Annotated in this window: 15 protein-coding genes; 7 read left to right on the top strand and 8 right to left on the bottom strand. The window is 53.1% G+C overall.

Going from position 1 to position 16,524, the window contains the following annotated elements; genetic code table 11:
- The 6 genes from ONV78_RS20575 to ONV78_RS20600 all read left to right on the top strand — a co-directional run.
- The coding region (locus ONV78_RS20575; protein WP_279505999.1) for a Z1 domain-containing protein at positions 1–978 on the top strand (978 nt) is incomplete at its 5' end.
- Positions 971–1,987: a PD-(D/E)XK motif protein gene (locus ONV78_RS20580; RefSeq protein WP_279506000.1), complete on the top strand. Its 1,017-nt coding sequence runs from the start codon at positions 971–973 to the stop codon at positions 1,985–1,987. The genes ONV78_RS20575 and ONV78_RS20580, both read left to right, overlap by 8 nt.
- The gene (locus tag ONV78_RS20585) at positions 1,984–4,050 is read left to right on the top strand and encodes an AIPR family protein (protein ID WP_279506002.1); all 2,067 of its coding nucleotides are present in this window, start codon (positions 1,984–1,986) and stop codon (positions 4,048–4,050) included. The genes ONV78_RS20580 and ONV78_RS20585 overlap by 4 nt, the downstream gene beginning before the upstream one ends.
- Positions 4,051–4,143: 93 nt before the next feature.
- Positions 4,144–4,308 (top strand): transposase, encoded by a 165-nt coding sequence (locus ONV78_RS20590; RefSeq protein ID WP_279506004.1) that lies wholly within the window; start codon positions 4,144–4,146, stop codon positions 4,306–4,308.
- Between the two features lie 669 nt (positions 4,309–4,977).
- Entirely contained in the window at positions 4,978–5,973 is a 996-nt protein-coding gene (locus ONV78_RS20595; protein ID WP_279506006.1) for a D-alanine--D-alanine ligase, read from the top strand.
- 142 nt (positions 5,974–6,115) lie between these two features.
- A complete protein-coding gene (locus ONV78_RS20600) occupies positions 6,116–6,481 on the top strand; it encodes a hypothetical protein (RefSeq protein WP_279506011.1) in 366 nt (121 codons plus the stop codon).
- Positions 6,482–6,546: 65 nt separating this feature from the next.
- Here the strand turns inward: ONV78_RS20600 and ONV78_RS20605 are convergent, their stop codons facing one another.
- On the bottom strand, positions 6,547–6,993 hold the full coding sequence (locus ONV78_RS20605) for a hypothetical protein (RefSeq protein ID WP_279506013.1): 447 nt from the start codon (positions 6,991–6,993) through the stop codon (positions 6,547–6,549).
- 377 nt (positions 6,994–7,370) lie between these two features.
- Between ONV78_RS20605 and ONV78_RS20610 the strand changes: the two genes are divergently transcribed.
- Entirely contained in the window at positions 7,371–8,543 is a 1,173-nt protein-coding gene (locus tag ONV78_RS20610) for a beta-galactosidase (RefSeq protein WP_279506015.1), read from the top strand.
- A 42-nt stretch (positions 8,544–8,585) separates the two neighbouring features.
- Here ONV78_RS20610 and ONV78_RS20615 read toward each other — a convergent pair whose 3' ends face one another.
- From ONV78_RS20615 to ONV78_RS20645, 7 genes are read right to left on the bottom strand one after another with little or no spacing between them, the layout of a single operon-like run.
- Entirely contained in the window at positions 8,586–9,242 is a 657-nt protein-coding gene (locus ONV78_RS20615) for a hypothetical protein (RefSeq protein WP_216737717.1), read from the bottom strand.
- A gap of 34 nt (positions 9,243–9,276) precedes the next feature.
- Positions 9,277–9,870 (bottom strand): D-sedoheptulose 7-phosphate isomerase, encoded by a 594-nt coding sequence (locus ONV78_RS20620; RefSeq protein WP_216737716.1) that lies wholly within the window; start codon positions 9,868–9,870, stop codon positions 9,277–9,279.
- 25 nt (positions 9,871–9,895) lie between these two features.
- Complete coding sequence (locus tag ONV78_RS20625) at positions 9,896–10,657, bottom strand: nucleotidyltransferase family protein (protein WP_216737715.1); 762 nt, start codon at positions 10,655–10,657, stop codon at positions 9,896–9,898.
- A 20-nt stretch (positions 10,658–10,677) separates the two neighbouring features.
- On the bottom strand, positions 10,678–12,309 hold the full coding sequence (locus tag ONV78_RS20630; RefSeq protein ID WP_279506018.1) for a glycosyltransferase family 39 protein: 1,632 nt from the start codon (positions 12,307–12,309) through the stop codon (positions 10,678–10,680).
- Positions 12,306–13,799 (bottom strand): hypothetical protein, encoded by a 1,494-nt coding sequence (locus ONV78_RS20635; protein WP_279506020.1) that lies wholly within the window; start codon positions 13,797–13,799, stop codon positions 12,306–12,308. Before ONV78_RS20635 ends, ONV78_RS20630 begins: the two co-directional genes overlap by 4 nt.
- A 2-nt stretch (positions 13,800–13,801) precedes the next feature.
- The gene (locus ONV78_RS20640; protein WP_279506022.1) at positions 13,802–15,058 is read right to left on the bottom strand and encodes a hypothetical protein; all 1,257 of its coding nucleotides are present in this window, start codon (positions 15,056–15,058) and stop codon (positions 13,802–13,804) included.
- Between the two features lie 4 nt (positions 15,059–15,062).
- Positions 15,063–16,523, bottom strand: coding sequence for a flippase (locus ONV78_RS20645; RefSeq protein WP_279506023.1), 1,461 nt, complete (start codon positions 16,521–16,523; stop codon positions 15,063–15,065).
- Position 16,524: the final 1 nt, after the last annotated feature.

The following is a 16,524-nucleotide window of genomic DNA, read 5'->3' on the forward strand; positions in this document are numbered from 1 at the left end:
CGCCTCCGGGCTTTCTCCCGCCTGGACTTGCTGTACTGCGCGAATGCGGAAGAAATTGAGGGTTGGTATCAGCATATTGCAGTCGCAACTGAAGAGTTGAAGCGTGAGTTCAAGCTTATGGAGCTCAGCAGTCTGACGCCTGAGGATTATGGGCTCAAAGTCAGAACACATGCGAATGGCTTGAGTATCACTGCCGCCAACAAGATCAGAAGCGGCAAAAAAATGCAGGTCACCTTCTCCGATAGCTTAGCTCAGACGACAGTCTTCGATAAGAAGAAAGACACGCAGGAAAATAACTACAGGCATGTTGATAAGTGGATTGAAGGTCTTGGGGCATTTGACGGCCAAAAGAAGAATAATTATTTGTGGAGCAACATCAAACCAGATCAAATTCACGCACTTTTAACAGGCTTTAAGGTCCACCCGTTCTCGCGGGGAGCCGACCCTGAGCTCATCAGCAAATACATCGAAAAGGTCAATGACTTTGGAGAGCTTACTTCATGGACAGTTGCTCTGATATCAAGCAGTACTGCCAAAACCCAGTACGCCGTCGGCGGATATACGATTGGACTAACCGAACGTAAGGATGTCCAACAGGATAAAGATCTTTATTGGCTGCAAAAGGCCAACATTATTAGTCCTGAGGATCAGTACATTGACCTTGCCAAGACCCAAGTTACGTCAGCTCTCGCGTCCACGGTGGACGCCTGGAAAAAAGGTGAGACAAGACACAAGGACGAACCCGCTTCGCCCAGCGGCCCCTTCATTCGCCGAGCAAGAAGTCCCCAGCGAGGTTTGCTGCTGATTTATCCGTTGGACTCCAGCAACGTGCTTCTGGATGGGGAACGGTATACAGACATGCCCATTATTGGTATGGCTATGAGCTTCCCTGCCAGCAGTAAAAGGACCACTGTTGAATATCAGGTCAACACTAAGTATTGGCATGATCGCTATGGGGACGACGAAGACGATGTTTAAGGATCTATGGTCTGATCTTGAAGTATCTGCGAGCCATAAAACTGGACCGGGTTCTGCCAGGCGCTTAGTAGGCTTGGATGCTATATGCCCTATGTTCATTGGGGTTAAGGCACCCGGAATGCTGCGTATTTTCATTCTTGAAGTCCCAAGGGACAGCGCGCCGTTGCCCGATATCATCCGTGTATCAAGGGGGCTCCATTTCACCGTTCAGATTACGGGAAATGAAATACTGCAGGATCATGTAAGCTTGATAATTTCATCCTCTGCAGTCGGGTATAACGAGATATTTGCCTCTATCGCGGAGGATCTTTACAGCAAACTTCATCCCCTCGTCAGAAGAAAGGAGGTTATTGCTAGCTTCCTCGCTCGTGTCCGACTTTGGCAGGTTTTCTTTGAAAAACAGGGTGATGAGGGGCTCTCAGATGAGGCGCAGCGTGGCTTGTACGGCGAACTCAGATTTCTCAAAGACTATGTTCTTCCTGCTGCAGTGAGGTTAGAGAAAGCGGTGGTCGCGTGGACTGGCCCCAGAAGTAGGCAGCACGACTTTCAGTTTGGCGAAGTAGCTGTGGAAGTCAAGACCAGTGCCTCAAAACAGCATCAGAAGCTTCAGATCGCAAATGAGCAGCAGCTTGACGAGACAACTGTTGGAAACCTCTACCTTTACTATCTTTCAGTTGCGCTCATCGAAGGTGGGACTGATACATTGCCGGCCCTTATTGATGACATCAGGGCCATTCTCTCACCCCAGTTGGGTGCTCTCTCAGAGTTTGATAATTTGCTGATCGAAGCAGGATATGCCCACTCGCACAGAGCCAAATACGACCTCACCGGATACTCGATTAGGGAAGCCGCAGCTTTTCTAGTGGGGACTGATTTTCCAAGAATTCGTGAGAGTGATATTCGCATAGGTGTAGGCGACGTGAAGTACTCCATCTCCGTAGCGCAATGCAAAAACTATGAAGTTCCCATTTCAGAGCTTTCTGTAAATATTGGGGAGGCGTGCTTATGAGTGAAAAAGATGGAGTTAGCTCATTCTGCGATGACCTGTTACAGGAAGTTCTCGCAGGGACAGATGATCCGGATGATGGTGGCTTCAAGGTAGACCAGTTTACGCGATTGGTTGCGGACTATCTTATAGATGCCGGTGAAATCGAAGACGTAAACATCTGCTTTTATAAAGCTAGGGGAATGCAGCTCAACGGTTACAACGTAAGCCAGGATGAAGATTGTTTAGACATATTTGTATCCGTTTTTAATCAGCAGACGCCTCCTGTCACTGTTACAAAGGCTCAATGTGAAGCAGCTTTCAGGCAGGCGGAAACCTGCCTGCGCAAGGGACTTTCGGGGTTTCACAGTACGCTCGAAGAATCGTCAGAAAGCTATGATGCTTTTCAGCGAATTCATGAACTTAAGGACAGTCTTGTCAGTTGCAGAATTTTCCTATTGACCGATGGAGTCGTAAGTCAGGGTGCTTTTCACCTTGAGGAAAGCAGTGGCATTACAGTAACGCTGCATGTTTGGGACGTTGCACGGCTATATCGCCTAGTCAGCTCCGGGAGGAAATACGAGCCGATTGAAATTAATTTCTATGAAGAATTTGGCCAGAATATTCCTTGTCTTTCTCTTGCTGACCCTAAATTAGATTACAAAGGTTATCTCGCTGTCATTCCCGGAGATATTCTTGCTGGAATCTATGAAAAATATGGGGCTCGTTTACTGGAGCGAAATGTTAGATCATTCCTGCAAGCTAGGGGGAGCGTAAATAAAGGGATCAGAAAAACTATTCTTGAGGAGCCTCATCGCTTCTTTGCCTACAACAATGGTGTTTCCGCAACCGCAGATAACATTGAGTTCGACAAAGATAATGGCTATTCAATTTCTAAAATCCGCAATCTGCAGATTGTGAACGGTGGTCAGACTACCGCCTCTCTTTACTATACGGCCAAAAAGGACAAAGCTAATCTCCGAGGGATTTTTGTTCAGGCAAAAATATCTGTAATTCCTGAAGAACATCTTGAGCATATAGTTCCGCTTATATCGCGATTTGCCAACAGCCAGAACAAAGTTAACGATGCTGACTTCTATGCTAACGACCCATTCCATATAGCAATCGAAGGCCTCTCTAGGACGGTCTGGGCTCCAGCGGTTGATGGCTCCAGCAGACAGTCCAAGTGGTTTTACGAACGGGCAAGAGGACAGTATCTCGACGCAAAAGCTAGAGAGGGCACGCCAGCTAGAAAACGGCAATTTGATGCGACGTTCCCAACCCGTCAAAAGTTTACGAAGACAGATTTAGCGAAATACGAAAATACATGGATGCAGCTCCCGCACATCGTCAGTCTTGGGGCGCAGAAAAACTTTAATGACTTCGCCATCAGATTGAAGGGGCGCGGACGCGTTGATACCGACACTCGGTATTTTGAGCACCTGATAGCTAAAGCTATTATTTTCAGTAGAGCTGATCGTATTGTGCGCGACCAGAATTTTGGTGGATACAAGGCGAATATTGTGACATATACAATAGCCTTTATATCCAATCACACATCTCAGCGGATTGACCTAGATAAAATCTGGAAGAGTCAAGATATATCCGTAGCCCTTCACAATACAATTAGAGATGTATCGGTAGCGGTTCATCGCGTCATTGTCACCCCCCCCAACGGAAAAAACGTTACGGAGTGGTGCAAACGCAAAGAGTGCTGGGAAAAAATTAAGGATCTGAATCTCAGTCTGGATCCGGCGCTAGTGCATGAACTCATTGATATATCTCGAGGGGTAAATCAAATACATGGAAATCAGGGCCTAAGTGCTCCCAATCAGCATGAACAAAGCCTGATAGACCAAGTTATAGCTGTACAGGCTGGTACATGGTTCCAGATCTCCAAATGGTCTAAGGAAACTAACAACCTTCAGCCATGGCAACGAAGTCTTGCATTCTCCCTCGGTAAACTTATTAGTCGATCTGGCAGTGTAAGCGTTAAACAGGCAAAATATGGAGTAGCCATTCTTGAGGAAGTGTCCCGTCTTGGTTTCAGAGAACATAAGAGTATTGATGTCGATCCGTGCAAGTGAAAAATTACGCGAAGTTTGAGGTAGCTGACCTGCCTCCTACTTTTTAATCCGTTCTGAACTTAGTAATGTTCATCACCAGAGAGGGAGATGAACATGAAAAGACGTTTCACTAACGAGCAGATCTTAGCCGTTCTGAAGGAAGCCGAAGCAGGACTTACAGTGAAAGGACTCTGCCGTGAACACAACATTTCAGATGCGACTTTCTACACCTGGGTAAGAAGTACGGAGGCTTGGCGGTTTCTGAAGCTCGACGACTAAAAGCCTTGGAAGAAGAAAATGCTAGGCTCAAGAAGTTGCTGGCAGAATCCATGCTGGATTCTGATGCCCTTAAAGCTGCATTAAATCAAAAGTACTGACCGTCGAGGACTGGCGAAAGATCGTGCGCATCATGTTGTTGGAGACAACGATACCTGAGCGCAGGGCTTGTTCGCTCGTTGGGTTATTCCGCGCAACGATGTGCTATCAGTCTCAGTGTTCCTCAGATGAACAGACACTGAAGGAACGTATCAAAAGCATTGCGCTGAAACGCAGCCGGTTCGGCTACCGACGAGAAAGAGAAAAACGAATCAAAAACCACGGACATTACTAATAGCCGGTTGGACTAAATGTTGGGGGCAGGTAAGCCTGATTTATCTGGTTGTGGTCGTTGAAAGTGTGAAGATTTATTTGTCGCTTTAGGGCTAACTTCTAGACGTCCTGCCCAAATTCCCTAAAATATGGGGCTTACCTTTACAGTTTTGGTAAGTCTTCTCGAAAGCCCAATTTTTTCAATGGATTGGGATGGTGTTGTTCGTTTTTATAAGAACTGCCTTTTTTATTTGGAAGCTAAAGAATATTTAAGATATAGAGCTGTGACAGCCTGACTTGAAAGCCCCATTATTTTGGGGCTTTTTTGTTTTTACGTTTGGGGTGAGGAGAATTTGGGCCATGAAAATCGCAGTATTATTCGGCGGCACGAGTGAGGAACGGGATGTCTCAATCGCCAGCGCCGCGCAAATTATTCCGGCGCTGCGTAGTCTCGGGCATGAAGTGTTTTCTGTGGATACGGCTACTGGGCAGCTGTCTGCAGCAGACGAAGCGCGTCTTTTACAAGCCGGTGTGGGACCAGAGCCGCCGTCGACCTCGGTTATCGCCGATGTGAGGGGGCGAGCCATTGCCTTGTCTGCGGAGGCTTTCAATATCCGTGACGTCGATGTCGTTTTTCTTGCGTTGCATGGCGGCCCCGGAGAAGACGGTCGGATTCAGGCGATGCTGAACCTGGCGGGACTTGCCTATACCGGCAGTAATCATATTGCGAGCGCGGCGGCCATGGATAAGGACCTGAGTAAGCGTCTATTTCGGGCCGCGGGCGTACCCACGCCGGATTGGCTGATGGCGCCGGCAAGCAGTGATGAGGTTGCAGAAAAGTTAGGCTGGCCAGTGGTGGTCAAACCCAGCAAACAAGGCTCCACCGTTGGTTTAAGTGTGGTGCGCGAAGCGTCTGAACTGGCGCGGGCGATAGCGCTTGCAAGCGAATACGACGATGAAGTGATGATCGAGAAGTTTGTCTCTGGACGAGAATTTACGGTCGGAATATTGGAAGGACAGGCGTTGCCGGTTGGCGAAATTATCGCTCCTAACGAAATTTTTGATTATCAGGCTAAATATCAGGTGGGCGGCGCCCGTGAAATATTCCCTGCGGATATTGCCGAGGCTGACGCCGTCGTCATGCAGGAAATTGCATTACGTGCTCATGCGGCGCTGAAGCTGGGCGTGTACAGCCGGATCGACTTTCGTGTCGAAGATAACGGCGCAGTGTGGTGCCTGGAAGGGAACTCCTTGCCAGGGATGACGGCGAATAGTCTATTGCCGCAAGCGGCGAAGGCCGCCGGTATTGAGTTTCCCGAGCTACTGGAGCGAATCTGCCGCGGCGCCGTGCGTTAAGCACTTAGCGAAACTGTGGCGAATCCAGGTGGGGAGCATGCGGCCAAATCTATCGTTATAGTGTGTCATAATGCTGAAGACAGGCCGTCAAGGTACGACGGTCTGATTAGAAAAATTAACGGCAGAAACAAGGGAGTAGGATATGACTACAATTTTGGATATCGCAAAAAAGGACTTTGAGACCGGCACGGAATATCAAGTTGAATTGATCACTAAGGAAGGCTCTAAAAATGGTAAGCCTTCGCCGTGTCTGGAAGTATGGGAAAGAGCGAGAGGGACGCGTACGATTCTGGGTAGAGTCTTTCAGATCGATATGGAAGAAGCGCTTTATCATGCCTCCAAAAATGGCGCTGAAGAAGTCCTCATCGGCAAACGGGGTAAAGATGACGACGCTTTTTCAGAAGGTAAGATCGTGCTCGAAGGCGGCGCCCCGGCGAAATTGACGTTGGCGCTGAAAGTCACTTCTTCACCCACACCGGAAGTGAAAGAAGCGGCTTATCCCTGGTAAGTCGATTCGAGACCCCAAGGCGAAGCGGTGCAGTCTGGCGCTTCGCTGATCTCTGTAAAGCTCCCCTACCTCTGATGTGCCTGAATCCAACGCAAATTCACTGGCTCATTGGACTCCGCCAATAAGTCTCCCTCATGAGAATACAGTTGAATCATGAAAGGGCGCCCCGCCAGTACATCCTGAGCAGTTTTCACATTGGTGTGATAGCCATCGTTATTGGCTTTCTCGGCTAGCGCGGTAATGAGGATGACGCGCTCATTTTCCCAGTCGAAGCCCGCCAACGTTTTCAACTGCTCACGAAAAATCTGACTGTCGCTTTGCGCTGCGACCAATACCGCATACTCAATCGGAAATGCTTCCCCATAACAGGTATGGATGTCTTGCCGCAGACTGGTGATTCGATACTCACAAGAGGATGCGTCATAGAAGCGAACAGGTTGAGAGTATGTGGCGCAACCCAGAATGCTGGTGTTCAAGGCGATGGCCAGCGCCAGCTTTACTATGCTTTTCATATTGTCTTCCCTTGGTGTGGTTTGAGGCTTCCCGCGCTTCGTTGTTGCTGGACGACAGGCATACTTTCTATTGGCTATTTTAGCGTTGCATATCTTTATAAAAGAAGACTGTGACTCACTCGTTGCAACATATCCTGATGAATTTATTGCGGTTTGTTGGAATATGGTTACAGCCGCCGCTATACCCCCCGTTTTTACAAACCGTTTCTTTTTTGATCAGTTTCATCCTTATATGATGCCCTCGCCAAGTGTCCGTGTTCAGGCAGTTGCGGGCGATGGATTGCATGTTTGCCGGTAGATCCGGCGCTGAAGTGATGGGATGAACTATGTTGTTGCGAACTTATCCGTGGCCTGTCGTTCTGATACGAACAGGCCTCATGACGGCTAGATTATTATTAGCGGCTCTATTTTTGACTCTATGCGCTTGTGGCGGCGGTGGCGGAAGTACAGATAACGGCTCCGACTCAAATCGAGAGGTTGTAGATACCCAAAGCGATCCTTCGACCAGCATTGATCCAGATGACCCGGAACCAACAGGCATTGGGGATAGCGAAGATGGTCAGGACGACATCGTCGACGATCCTGATGAGCCTGAGTCACCTAAAACCTACGAACTTGCCGGTATCTATTGCAGTTGCGGGCCCACTACCAGCACCTCCTCCTCAGTGTTTAACAATATCGAAGAAGCGGCTTATTTGGATGGTGTATTGGTGCGTATTCCCTGGGCGGAAATGGAGCCGTCTCCCGGCGTCTATGACTGGTCATTGCTGGATCAGCAGTTGGTTAAAGCCAAAACGCAGGGGTTGCATGTCACCTTCGCGCTGCTGAATGGATATGCCGCGCCAGCCTGGTTGGAATCCGAAGGCGCGGACATGCTGGATTACATCTTTCGCGGGGACATTCCCCGGCGTCTGCCGATTCCCTGGGATGAAACCTATCTGCGTTACCTGACAAACTTTATTGCGGCCTTGGGCGCTCGCTATAGCGGCGAGGAGGCATTGCAGTTGGTGCATATGACCAACTCCACCACCAATGGCTTTGAAATGCAGTACTTTTTTGACGCTCAAGCGGAGGCGGACTTCTACGCAAAAGGATACAGCGAGACTGCGTTAGTGAATTCATGGAAGCGAATTCTGGATGCATACAACCAGGCCTTTGACGACACCCGCATGGATCTGGACGTGCATCCGGTACTGGGTTCACCGACGGTGGCGGAACAGGTTGTCGCCTATGGGCAAGCCTCTATTGGCGCGCGCTTTGGCGTATTCGGAGCTTGGTGGAGTCGTCGCAATGCGGAGGTGGCGTACCCGGAAATGTATAACCTGCTGTTGTCCGGCGCGGCGTCCAGCTTTGCCGGCGTGCAATTGGTCGGCACGGCTTCCACCCGGGCATATAACGAAATTACCCGGGAAGATTTGCTCGACGCCATTAAGTTTGCGCTGCAATCGGGCATTTACTATATCGAAGTCTGGAATCAGGACTTGTTGAATACGGATATATCGCCTCAAATGGGCGGCTTTCACACCAGCGTCAACAATGCGATCAAGTAAGCGGTCAACCCGGAGGCTGAGCCTCCGGGAGCTGTACTGGAATTAGCTGGTGACGGCGTTCAGAGTACGGGTGTGAACGCTTTCCGGCAGCAGTATTTTCAGTGGCGGCATGGCGTCTATCTTGGCGGCCACATCGCCGTAAATCAGCTGCAGCCCTTCAATGATGCGTGAAGGCTGATCCACCCAGGAAGAGTTGCGACGCTTCAATTCGAATGGCTCCTCACACTGGAAAAATTCCAGCACCTTATCGATGGTCGATCCCAGGCTCTCGTACTTGATCAGGATGGTCGGGTGTTTGGGAGAAAGATTACTGACCCAGTTATCAAACTGGCGCTCGATATTGAACTCATCCACGCCTCTCTCCAAATACTCCTCCAGCGTCATGCCGCGTAGCGAACGCGCCGGAGTGGGGCTGTTCACGTTCATGGCTTTTGCGTGCATGTCCTGATAATTGCGACGAAACAGTGAGAGCACCGCATCGTAAGGATTGCCGAACATGTAACCGAGTCGGATGTCGACTTCATCGTCATACACGGCGGGCGTATAGGCGTGTTCGCGGATGGTTTTATCGGAGATGGAGCCGATATGGCGCGCCAGGGCGGTGGAGCCGACGCCGCCCATTGAGCACATGGCGCAGCGCACAGCGGCCTTTTTACGGAACAGCTTCACTCGGGAGAGGAGTTGCGGTATGTCCAACATAATCGTGTCCTTGTCAGTGGTTGTGAGTTCCAGTTCAGGCGGCGGCTTCGCCAAAAATCGCGTCTTCCACGATACCGCAGATAATGTGTCCGATCATGATGTGGCATTCCTGAATTCTTGGCGTATGCGTGGAGGGCACGTTGATGACGTGCTCCGCCAGCTCCTGCACTTTGCCGCCGGAGCCGGCGAAGGCGGCGGTGATCAGGTCCATTTCTTTGGCGCTTTCCAGAGCGACCAATATGTTCTTGGAATTACCGGATGTAGTGATGCCGATGAACAGGTCGCCGGGTTTGGCGTTTGCTTCTACTTGGCGTGCGAAAACCCGCTCGTAGCCGTAATCATTGCCGATGGCCGTGAGCATGGACGTATCCGTCGTCACGGCGAGTGCGGGCAGACCGGGGCGATCGAATTCAAAGCGGCTGACGAACTCCGCCGCGATATGCTGCGCGTCCGCCGCGCTGCCGCCATTTCCCGCCAGGATAACCTTGTTGCCCCTTTTATAAACCTCCACGCAGACTTGACCCAGACGGAGCACTTTCTCCATCAATGGCTCGTCCGCGAGCAGGCGTTGTTTGACTGCAATCGAATCTCTGATGCGTTCTTTTACATAATCCATGTCAATGTTCATTGGTCATCCTCCTGGTTGTCCGGGCTCAGTCACTGAGCGCAGAAAGGGTTGCTTCCCGCTGGGGAAAGAACTGCTCTGTGTGGGCGCATAAGAAGTCGTAGTCTTCGGGTATGCCGATATCGATAAAGGGGCCGGCTTTGGTATAGGCGTATAACCCTCCGCCCACCAGCGCCGGAAAGGCGGTTTGTTCGAAGGAAAACGCGCCTTGTTGCGGACAGTGTTTATGCAAGAACTCGGCGCTGAGGAAATAGACGCCGGCGTTGATCAGGCCCGGGCCGGCGTTCGGCTTTTTCTCCTCGATCATGATTACTTTGCCGCTGTGTTTGTGCACGGTGAGCTTGCCGTAACGAGAGCAGTCGGGTTGCAGCGCGGCCAGCATGCCGTTGGTGAATTCGCTGCGATAGACGGAGGAAATAAAGTCCTGCAAATCGGTGTCGCAGAAACTGTCGCCATTGAGCACCAGATAATAGGGCGCGGGATGTTGCTCCGCCGCCATGCGAATAGCGCCGCCAGTGCCCATTGGCGCGTCTTCAATTACGAAATTCAGGCGCTGGGTGGCGCGGGGACGCTCCTCAAAATAGCGGACGATGTGCTCGCTTTTGTAGCCGAGAGACAGCACGATATCGTGGATATTCTGGCGCTCCAGCTGATCCAGCAGCAGCTCCAGAAACGGGCGATCAGCCACCGGCGCCATGGGTTTGGGCAGGTCCGCGACCCGCGAGCGCAGCCGGGCGCCTTTCCCACCGGCAAGAATGATGCAACGTACATGCGTTGCTCTAGCTTCCATGTTCATTTCATTCCCCTTGTTTATTTCTGCCATAAAAAGAGTCTGGCGTCGTAACTCTCATCCACCACGCGCATGCTGCGTTGGACGAATTGCAAGGTGTCCGCGTCGATGACCAGCGTCATCGCATTCCAGGGGGAGGCCACCAACCAGACACGATTATTCTGGTTCAGTACGTCCTGTAGCTCCCTGTCACTGCGAAGCACCACCGTGCCCAGGAATTTGTCCCGATAGAAGGGCGAGTCCAGGTTACGGTCGTAGACGATCTTGCGATCGGTAATGGTCTGCAGGAAATAATCCGGCGTAATGCCGGAATACAGCTTGGTTGGCATCGGCGCCATGCTGATGACTTTATCGCCTTCCCGATAGCCCTGTTTCAACGTGGCGGACACCTTGCGGTAGTCCACGCCGGCGAAACCGTCCCGGTAATCCGAGCGAAAACCCAGGTGTCCCAGGTTGCCGATGCTATAAAAATGGACCAGGTTGGAGTTCATTGACATCACCGCCATCAATAAGAGCGCCGCGAGATTGAAGCTGGCGACCGTTGTCGCCGCTGGGGCCTTAACCCGGGCGGTAAGACGTGTTACGTCCTCAATCAGAAAAGTCAGGATGGCGCCGACGCTGATGATGAAAAACGGGTAGATAAAAAACACATAGTGGGCGTTGTAGAACAGCAAAAAGTTGCTGAGGCACAGCAGCGTAATGAGGAACACCAGATAGTAAAAGCGCAGCGTTGGACGCTTCCAGGCGTAGTAGGCGCCGAGCAGGAAAACAGCGCCGGTGATGAGGTGGGTTTCCATGCCAAAGAAGTTGATGAAGTAAAACCCTGGCTCCCAACTGTCTTTCAGGAAGCCCAGCTGCGGCAGACTGACATCGCCTTTGCCGGAGCCCAGCATGAGGTGCGGCTGTTGCAGCACCACCCGGCGCACGCCTTGGGCGACCAGCGTTAATATCACCAGTAGATACATCACCCAGAGATTGCGCTGGAAGATCCAGGCCAGATTATCCCGTTTGAAGATAAGCACGATGACGCCCATCACAGGAAGCAGAAACCCGGAGCCTTCCCAGCTTAAATAGGTCACAGTGAATAGCGCCCAGACCAGCAACGCGAATCGTAGTCGAACCCGTTCCTGCTGCAGCAGATGGTAGACCGCCGTGGCGGTGAGCAGAGTGAAGAACTGCGTCTGCGCCGGGTGAAATGCGTTCTGCGACCAGTAGATAGACCAGGTTGAAAGGCTGTATAAGAGCCCCGCGATAATCGCCGCCGCCAAGCCAAAGCGGCGCAGGCTGATCCAGAAAATCAGGCTCAATACGCCAGTGGAGAATAGCAGCGCCGGCAGACGTAAAGTGAATTCGGAAAAGCCGCCCAACTTGACCGATAACGCCAAAAAGTAAGGCACCAGTTCGTAGGTGGCCAAGGGCACTTCCATGGTGCTGACGTAGATATAGGGATAGCCCTTATCCAACACGCCCTCTACAAAACTGGCGATAGTGGCTTCGTCGATAGTGAGCGCGCGCGCCTCCAGGCCGCCGACGCGCAGACTGAAAGAGAGAGCAATCAGCGCGGTGGCGATCAGCATGATCACTGGAAAGGAATTAGCCTTGGCGCGCATCAGCGGCCATTTCACCCATGGTGACTCGGCGCGGCTGTTCATAAGCTTTCCTCCAGAATTTTGGCTGCTCCGCCGACATAAGCGGTTGCGCAACTCTCGCGTCCGATTGCAAAGCGTGACGAGCGCAACTGCAGCGCGGACAGGGCTTGGGCCAGGAGTGCAGCGCCGAACAAGGCGGTGACGACACCCAGATTAAACAGGCTGGTAGTAAGCAGGCGCGCATCCAGGGCGAGGGCGCACAGCAAGGCGCCGAAGCAGGTAAGAGAGGTCAGCAGCAGATTGATCGCCGCGACAAGACGGGGCAGACCTGCCAGCGCCAACAACAGTCCTGCGCTGGTAAGAACGTTGAGCAGCAACCAGATTGCACACCATTTCAACGCGCGCAAAATCAATTCGGGGTAACTGACTTGCCGCATGACCTCCAGGCTGGGGTCTTCGAAACGAATTGGCGCGCTTTCCGCTGGCTCCGTCGCTACCTGACGGATATGTGGCGTATAGGCGGGGCGCTCGTACTGCGCCGGCGCATCCGTGGCGCTGACCGGACTGACGCGCCAATCTATGCCGGGAAAACTGATGAAGCGATCTTCCTCGGTCTGTACGACAGCCTGCAAGCCCATACCCAGGGCCGGGTCGCAATCCGCGAACACTTCAATCTGGTTGGCGGGCGCGGCGCCCAGTGGTTGAAACAAGTTAATGACTTTGATTTGCGGATAATCGCTGGCGTAGTCGCCCAGGCGGCGTTGATTGACGTTAACCTTCAAGGAGCCGTTGCATTGCGCCATCAACCAGGCGTTTTGCAGCGCGGTGCGGGAGAAGGGCAATGTCAGCACAAAACGGGCTTCCGACGCTTTGTCGCCTGCTCCGCTGCGCCAGACTGGCTGCAGCGCACTGGTGCGGCTCCACAGAAAATAGCCGTAATCCACATTGCCGCTAATCGCAGGCGGCTTTAACCCATTGGCTAACTGCGGCGCCCGCCAGTCCTCGTCATAAAACCCGTATTGATACCAAACCCGGGCGTCGGCGCCGCCATTGGCTGGGGTGAAGGATGCCTTCCAGGCGTTATCGCTGACCAGACGCTGTTCCTGTCCCTGGCTGTCCTGGACCCGAAGGGACAGAATCATCGCTGGCGCGCCGCCGAGTGTGGACTTTTCCACCCGAACGGCGATGACGTTTTTGCCGGGGCGTAAGTATGACTCCACTGCGCCGAGCCAGATGGGCTCAGAGGTGGCGGCGGATTTCACAGCAACTTCCACGCCGTTGATATAGAGCTTGTAATTCTCTGTGCCTGCGAGCTTCAAGAAGGCTTTATAGGGCGCTGCGCGCACGATGAATATTTTGCGGAAATAGCTGACGGCGCGGGCGTCTGGCGCAGTGATCCACTGGGCTCCGTCCCAGTTCAGGCGCACGCCTTGCTGATTCTTCAGCTCCAGCGCGTAGGTGGTCATCAGTCCCAGCAACAGAGAGAAAGCCAGCAACGCCGGAAAGATTTTGCGGCTCGCCCGCAGTCCCTGTCGCGCGCTTCGCCATAGCATGGTCATGACCCGCTAAGTCCGCGCACGGCGCGCAGATTGCGCACGTTGTCCGCATCAATGGAAAGCTGGAATGACTCCCGCGCCTGATCCACTTTCCCCATCATCATCAGGCATTCTCCCTGGGTCGCCAGCAAGTCGGCGCGCAGGCTGGAGCCTTGAATTCGTTCGAGCGAGGCGGAAACGCTGGACAGGCAGCTTTCCGGCACGCCCTGGCGGATATAGGCGAGACTGGCCATCGCCCGCAGAGTGTCGCTTTCTGGATAGACCCGCAGCATTTCCTGCAACGCCAGCAAGGCCTCATCCCATTGCTCGTGACGGTAATTGCGGCTGATGACCCGGTCAGTCAGGATGGCGAGCCGGCGTTTGGTGTGGTGCGCCACATAAGGAAAGAATTCGTCTTCGCGCCGGTGTTGCAGAGCGGCATGCAGCGTGTCCAGCGCCTCCTGGCGCTTGCCTGCGGTCTCCAACTGCGCCGACTGATAGAGCGCAGCGGCGGGGTTTTCCGGTTTGAACACCATCGCGTTCAATTGTGAGAAAAGCCGGCTGGCCTGCTCGGAGTAAGTCAGCAGTGGGTCGAGCTTGAAGGCGATGACCATGGAGCCAAAAGCGGACGCCGGCGCGCCCTCGGTCAACCGCCATTGTGCATCCTGTTTGTATTTGGCCGCTTGCAGGGTCGGGTAGAGCGTCAGCGCCAGCGGCGTGATCAGAATGAGTAGCGCAATGGGATAAAAGCGCAGGCGCGCTTTGGACAACGTCATCATGAAAAGAATGGCGGCGGCGCCCGTGGCGATATACCAGCCCCATTCCAGACACAGAAACGCCAGCTCCAGACGACCGCCCAATGAATCAAAGTTGGCGGTGTCGGGGAGTGCGATGGCCTGGCCTTTATTGGGCGTGAAGAAGGAATTGAAGAACCGCTTCAACGTGCGGTAATCCTCAATATTGTCGGCGTAGGTTGGCAATGTATGGGGGTCGAGGGCGACGAGATATCCGGGAACGCACGCCAGGAACGCAAGGGCGAAGGCGGCGCTCACCAAAGCAAGATTCGGCTTGTTGAAATGGACGCTGATCGCCAGCAACGGTGCGGCGATCAAAAGCAATAAGGCGGGGCCTAGCATATCAGGATGAGACAGCGCCATTGACGCGGCGTACTGGACGCCAGACTCGCCGCCGGCGAAGGGCAGGTTGATCCAGGGAGCAAGGAACGCGCCCAGCATCGCCAGAATCAGACTTGCCTGTATCCCCGCCAGCATCTTCATGGACTTATTGCACCCCTTTGCCGACAGGACGACGCCTGATCAGCGCCGCCAGGAAAGCCAGCTCGCGCTGATCCAGCGTTTTGCTGACCAGAATCAGAATCAGATAGGCGACGGCGAACAGCAAGGACGCCAGGATAAACTGCAGCAGACCCGGGGACGCGAAAGCCGCGTTCACCGCGTAGCCCGCCAGCAGCGCCGCCAGCAACGGCTTGTAAGACATGCGCACCCATTGCACGGGCACAGACTGGCGATACAGGAACCAGAGCGATCCGGCGATAAATAAAGCTTCCGCGGTCACTGTACCCACTGCCGCGCCAAAAGCGTGCAGATGTGGTATCAGCAAAATATCCAGGATAGCGTTGGTGGCCAGGGTGGCGAGGGAGATCAGCGTGAACAGGCGCTGCCGTCCCATGGCGGAATACACGTAAATCATGATGGAGGAGGGGAAGATAAAGAAGATCGCCACCGCCAGCGCTTGCAGAATATTGGCGGAAGAGGCGAACTCCGGCGTATACATCAACCCAATAATGTCCTCGGCGAAGACGAACACATACGCCACGATGGGCAGCGACAGAATGGCGTAGAACTTCAACACCTGATTGAGAAAACGACTGAATTCCGCTTTATCGCCAAGCGCCAGGCGGGCCAGTTTGGGATAGATCGGAATAGACAGCGTGAACGGCAGCATTTCAATGATCTGTATCACCCGATAGGCGGCGTTGAACAACCCCAGGGCGAGCGGCGCCGCCATCGCTTTCAGGATGAGGGTGTCCACATGCAGAGTGGCGCGTCGACACATCATGGATAAGCCGATGGGAACGGACTCGAACAGCACGTATTTCCACAGACCGGGATCAAAGCGCCAGGGAATGCGTTTGAAAACCGCCAGGCTGCAAGCGTAAAACAGCAGGAACTGACAGACATTCGCCAGCAAATAGTAACCGCACAGCGCCAGAATGCTGGGATCGTGGTCGCGCCAGTACAGGGTGAGCGCCAACAGAATCACTTTGTGTATGACGAAAATGGCGGCGTTGAACTCCATGCGTTCGAAGGCGCGAAACAGCGCGCCATAGATCACGCTGTGAAACACGATCAACGCGGCGACCGTCATAATGAACAGACTCATTCCGAAGTCGCGGTCCTCCAGAATCAGCAGACAGACAACGGCGGTGGGCGCGGTGGCCACCAGGGTGACCGCCCAGGCCAGCAGGCGCACATTGCCGAAGAAATGCTTGTATTGCTCCGCCTTCTGCGCAATTTCCCGCACCAACAGATTGGTGACGCCCATGTCGGTGACCAGCTGCAACAGGCCGACAAACGCCAGAATGAAGGCGAAGTCGCCGAAAGATTCCGGTCCCAGGGTGCGGGCGATCAAGACGATGACGTAGATGTTGAGCAGCGCGCCCACGCCCTCGCCGAGCAGGGTGGCGATGATATTGCGGAAAATCTTCTTATTCGAAGACATT

The organism is Hahella sp. CR1 (assembly GCF_029813005.1).
Taxonomy (GTDB): domain Bacteria; phylum Pseudomonadota; class Gammaproteobacteria; order Pseudomonadales; family Oleiphilaceae; genus Hahella.

Coding starts and splice junctions, on each gene's coding strand:
- ONV78_RS20580 (WP_279506000.1), top strand. CDS start 971: ATGTTTAAGGATCTATGGTCTGATCTTGAAGTATCTGCGAGCCATAAA.
- ONV78_RS20585 (WP_279506002.1), top strand. CDS start 1,984: ATGAGTGAAAAAGATGGAGTTAGCTCATTCTGCGATGACCTGTTACAG.
- ONV78_RS20590 (WP_279506004.1), top strand. CDS start 4,144: ATGAAAAGACGTTTCACTAACGAGCAGATCTTAGCCGTTCTGAAGGAA.
- ONV78_RS20595 (WP_279506006.1), top strand. CDS start 4,978: ATGAAAATCGCAGTATTATTCGGCGGCACGAGTGAGGAACGGGATGTC.
- ONV78_RS20600 (WP_279506011.1), top strand. CDS start 6,116: ATGACTACAATTTTGGATATCGCAAAAAAGGACTTTGAGACCGGCACG.
- ONV78_RS20605 (WP_279506013.1), bottom strand. CDS start 6,993: ATGAAAAGCATAGTAAAGCTGGCGCTGGCCATCGCCTTGAACACCAGC.
- ONV78_RS20610 (WP_279506015.1), top strand. CDS start 7,371: ATGACGGCTAGATTATTATTAGCGGCTCTATTTTTGACTCTATGCGCT.
- ONV78_RS20615 (WP_216737717.1), bottom strand. CDS start 9,242: ATGTTGGACATACCGCAACTCCTCTCCCGAGTGAAGCTGTTCCGTAAA.
- ONV78_RS20620 (WP_216737716.1), bottom strand. CDS start 9,870: ATGAACATTGACATGGATTATGTAAAAGAACGCATCAGAGATTCGATT.
- ONV78_RS20625 (WP_216737715.1), bottom strand. CDS start 10,657: ATGGAAGCTAGAGCAACGCATGTACGTTGCATCATTCTTGCCGGTGGG.
- ONV78_RS20630 (WP_279506018.1), bottom strand. CDS start 12,309: ATGAACAGCCGCGCCGAGTCACCATGGGTGAAATGGCCGCTGATGCGC.
- ONV78_RS20635 (WP_279506020.1), bottom strand. CDS start 13,799: ATGCTATGGCGAAGCGCGCGACAGGGACTGCGGGCGAGCCGCAAAATC.
- ONV78_RS20640 (WP_279506022.1), bottom strand. CDS start 15,058: ATGAAGATGCTGGCGGGGATACAGGCAAGTCTGATTCTGGCGATGCTG.
- ONV78_RS20645 (WP_279506023.1), bottom strand. CDS start 16,523: ATGTCTTCGAATAAGAAGATTTTCCGCAATATCATCGCCACCCTGCTC.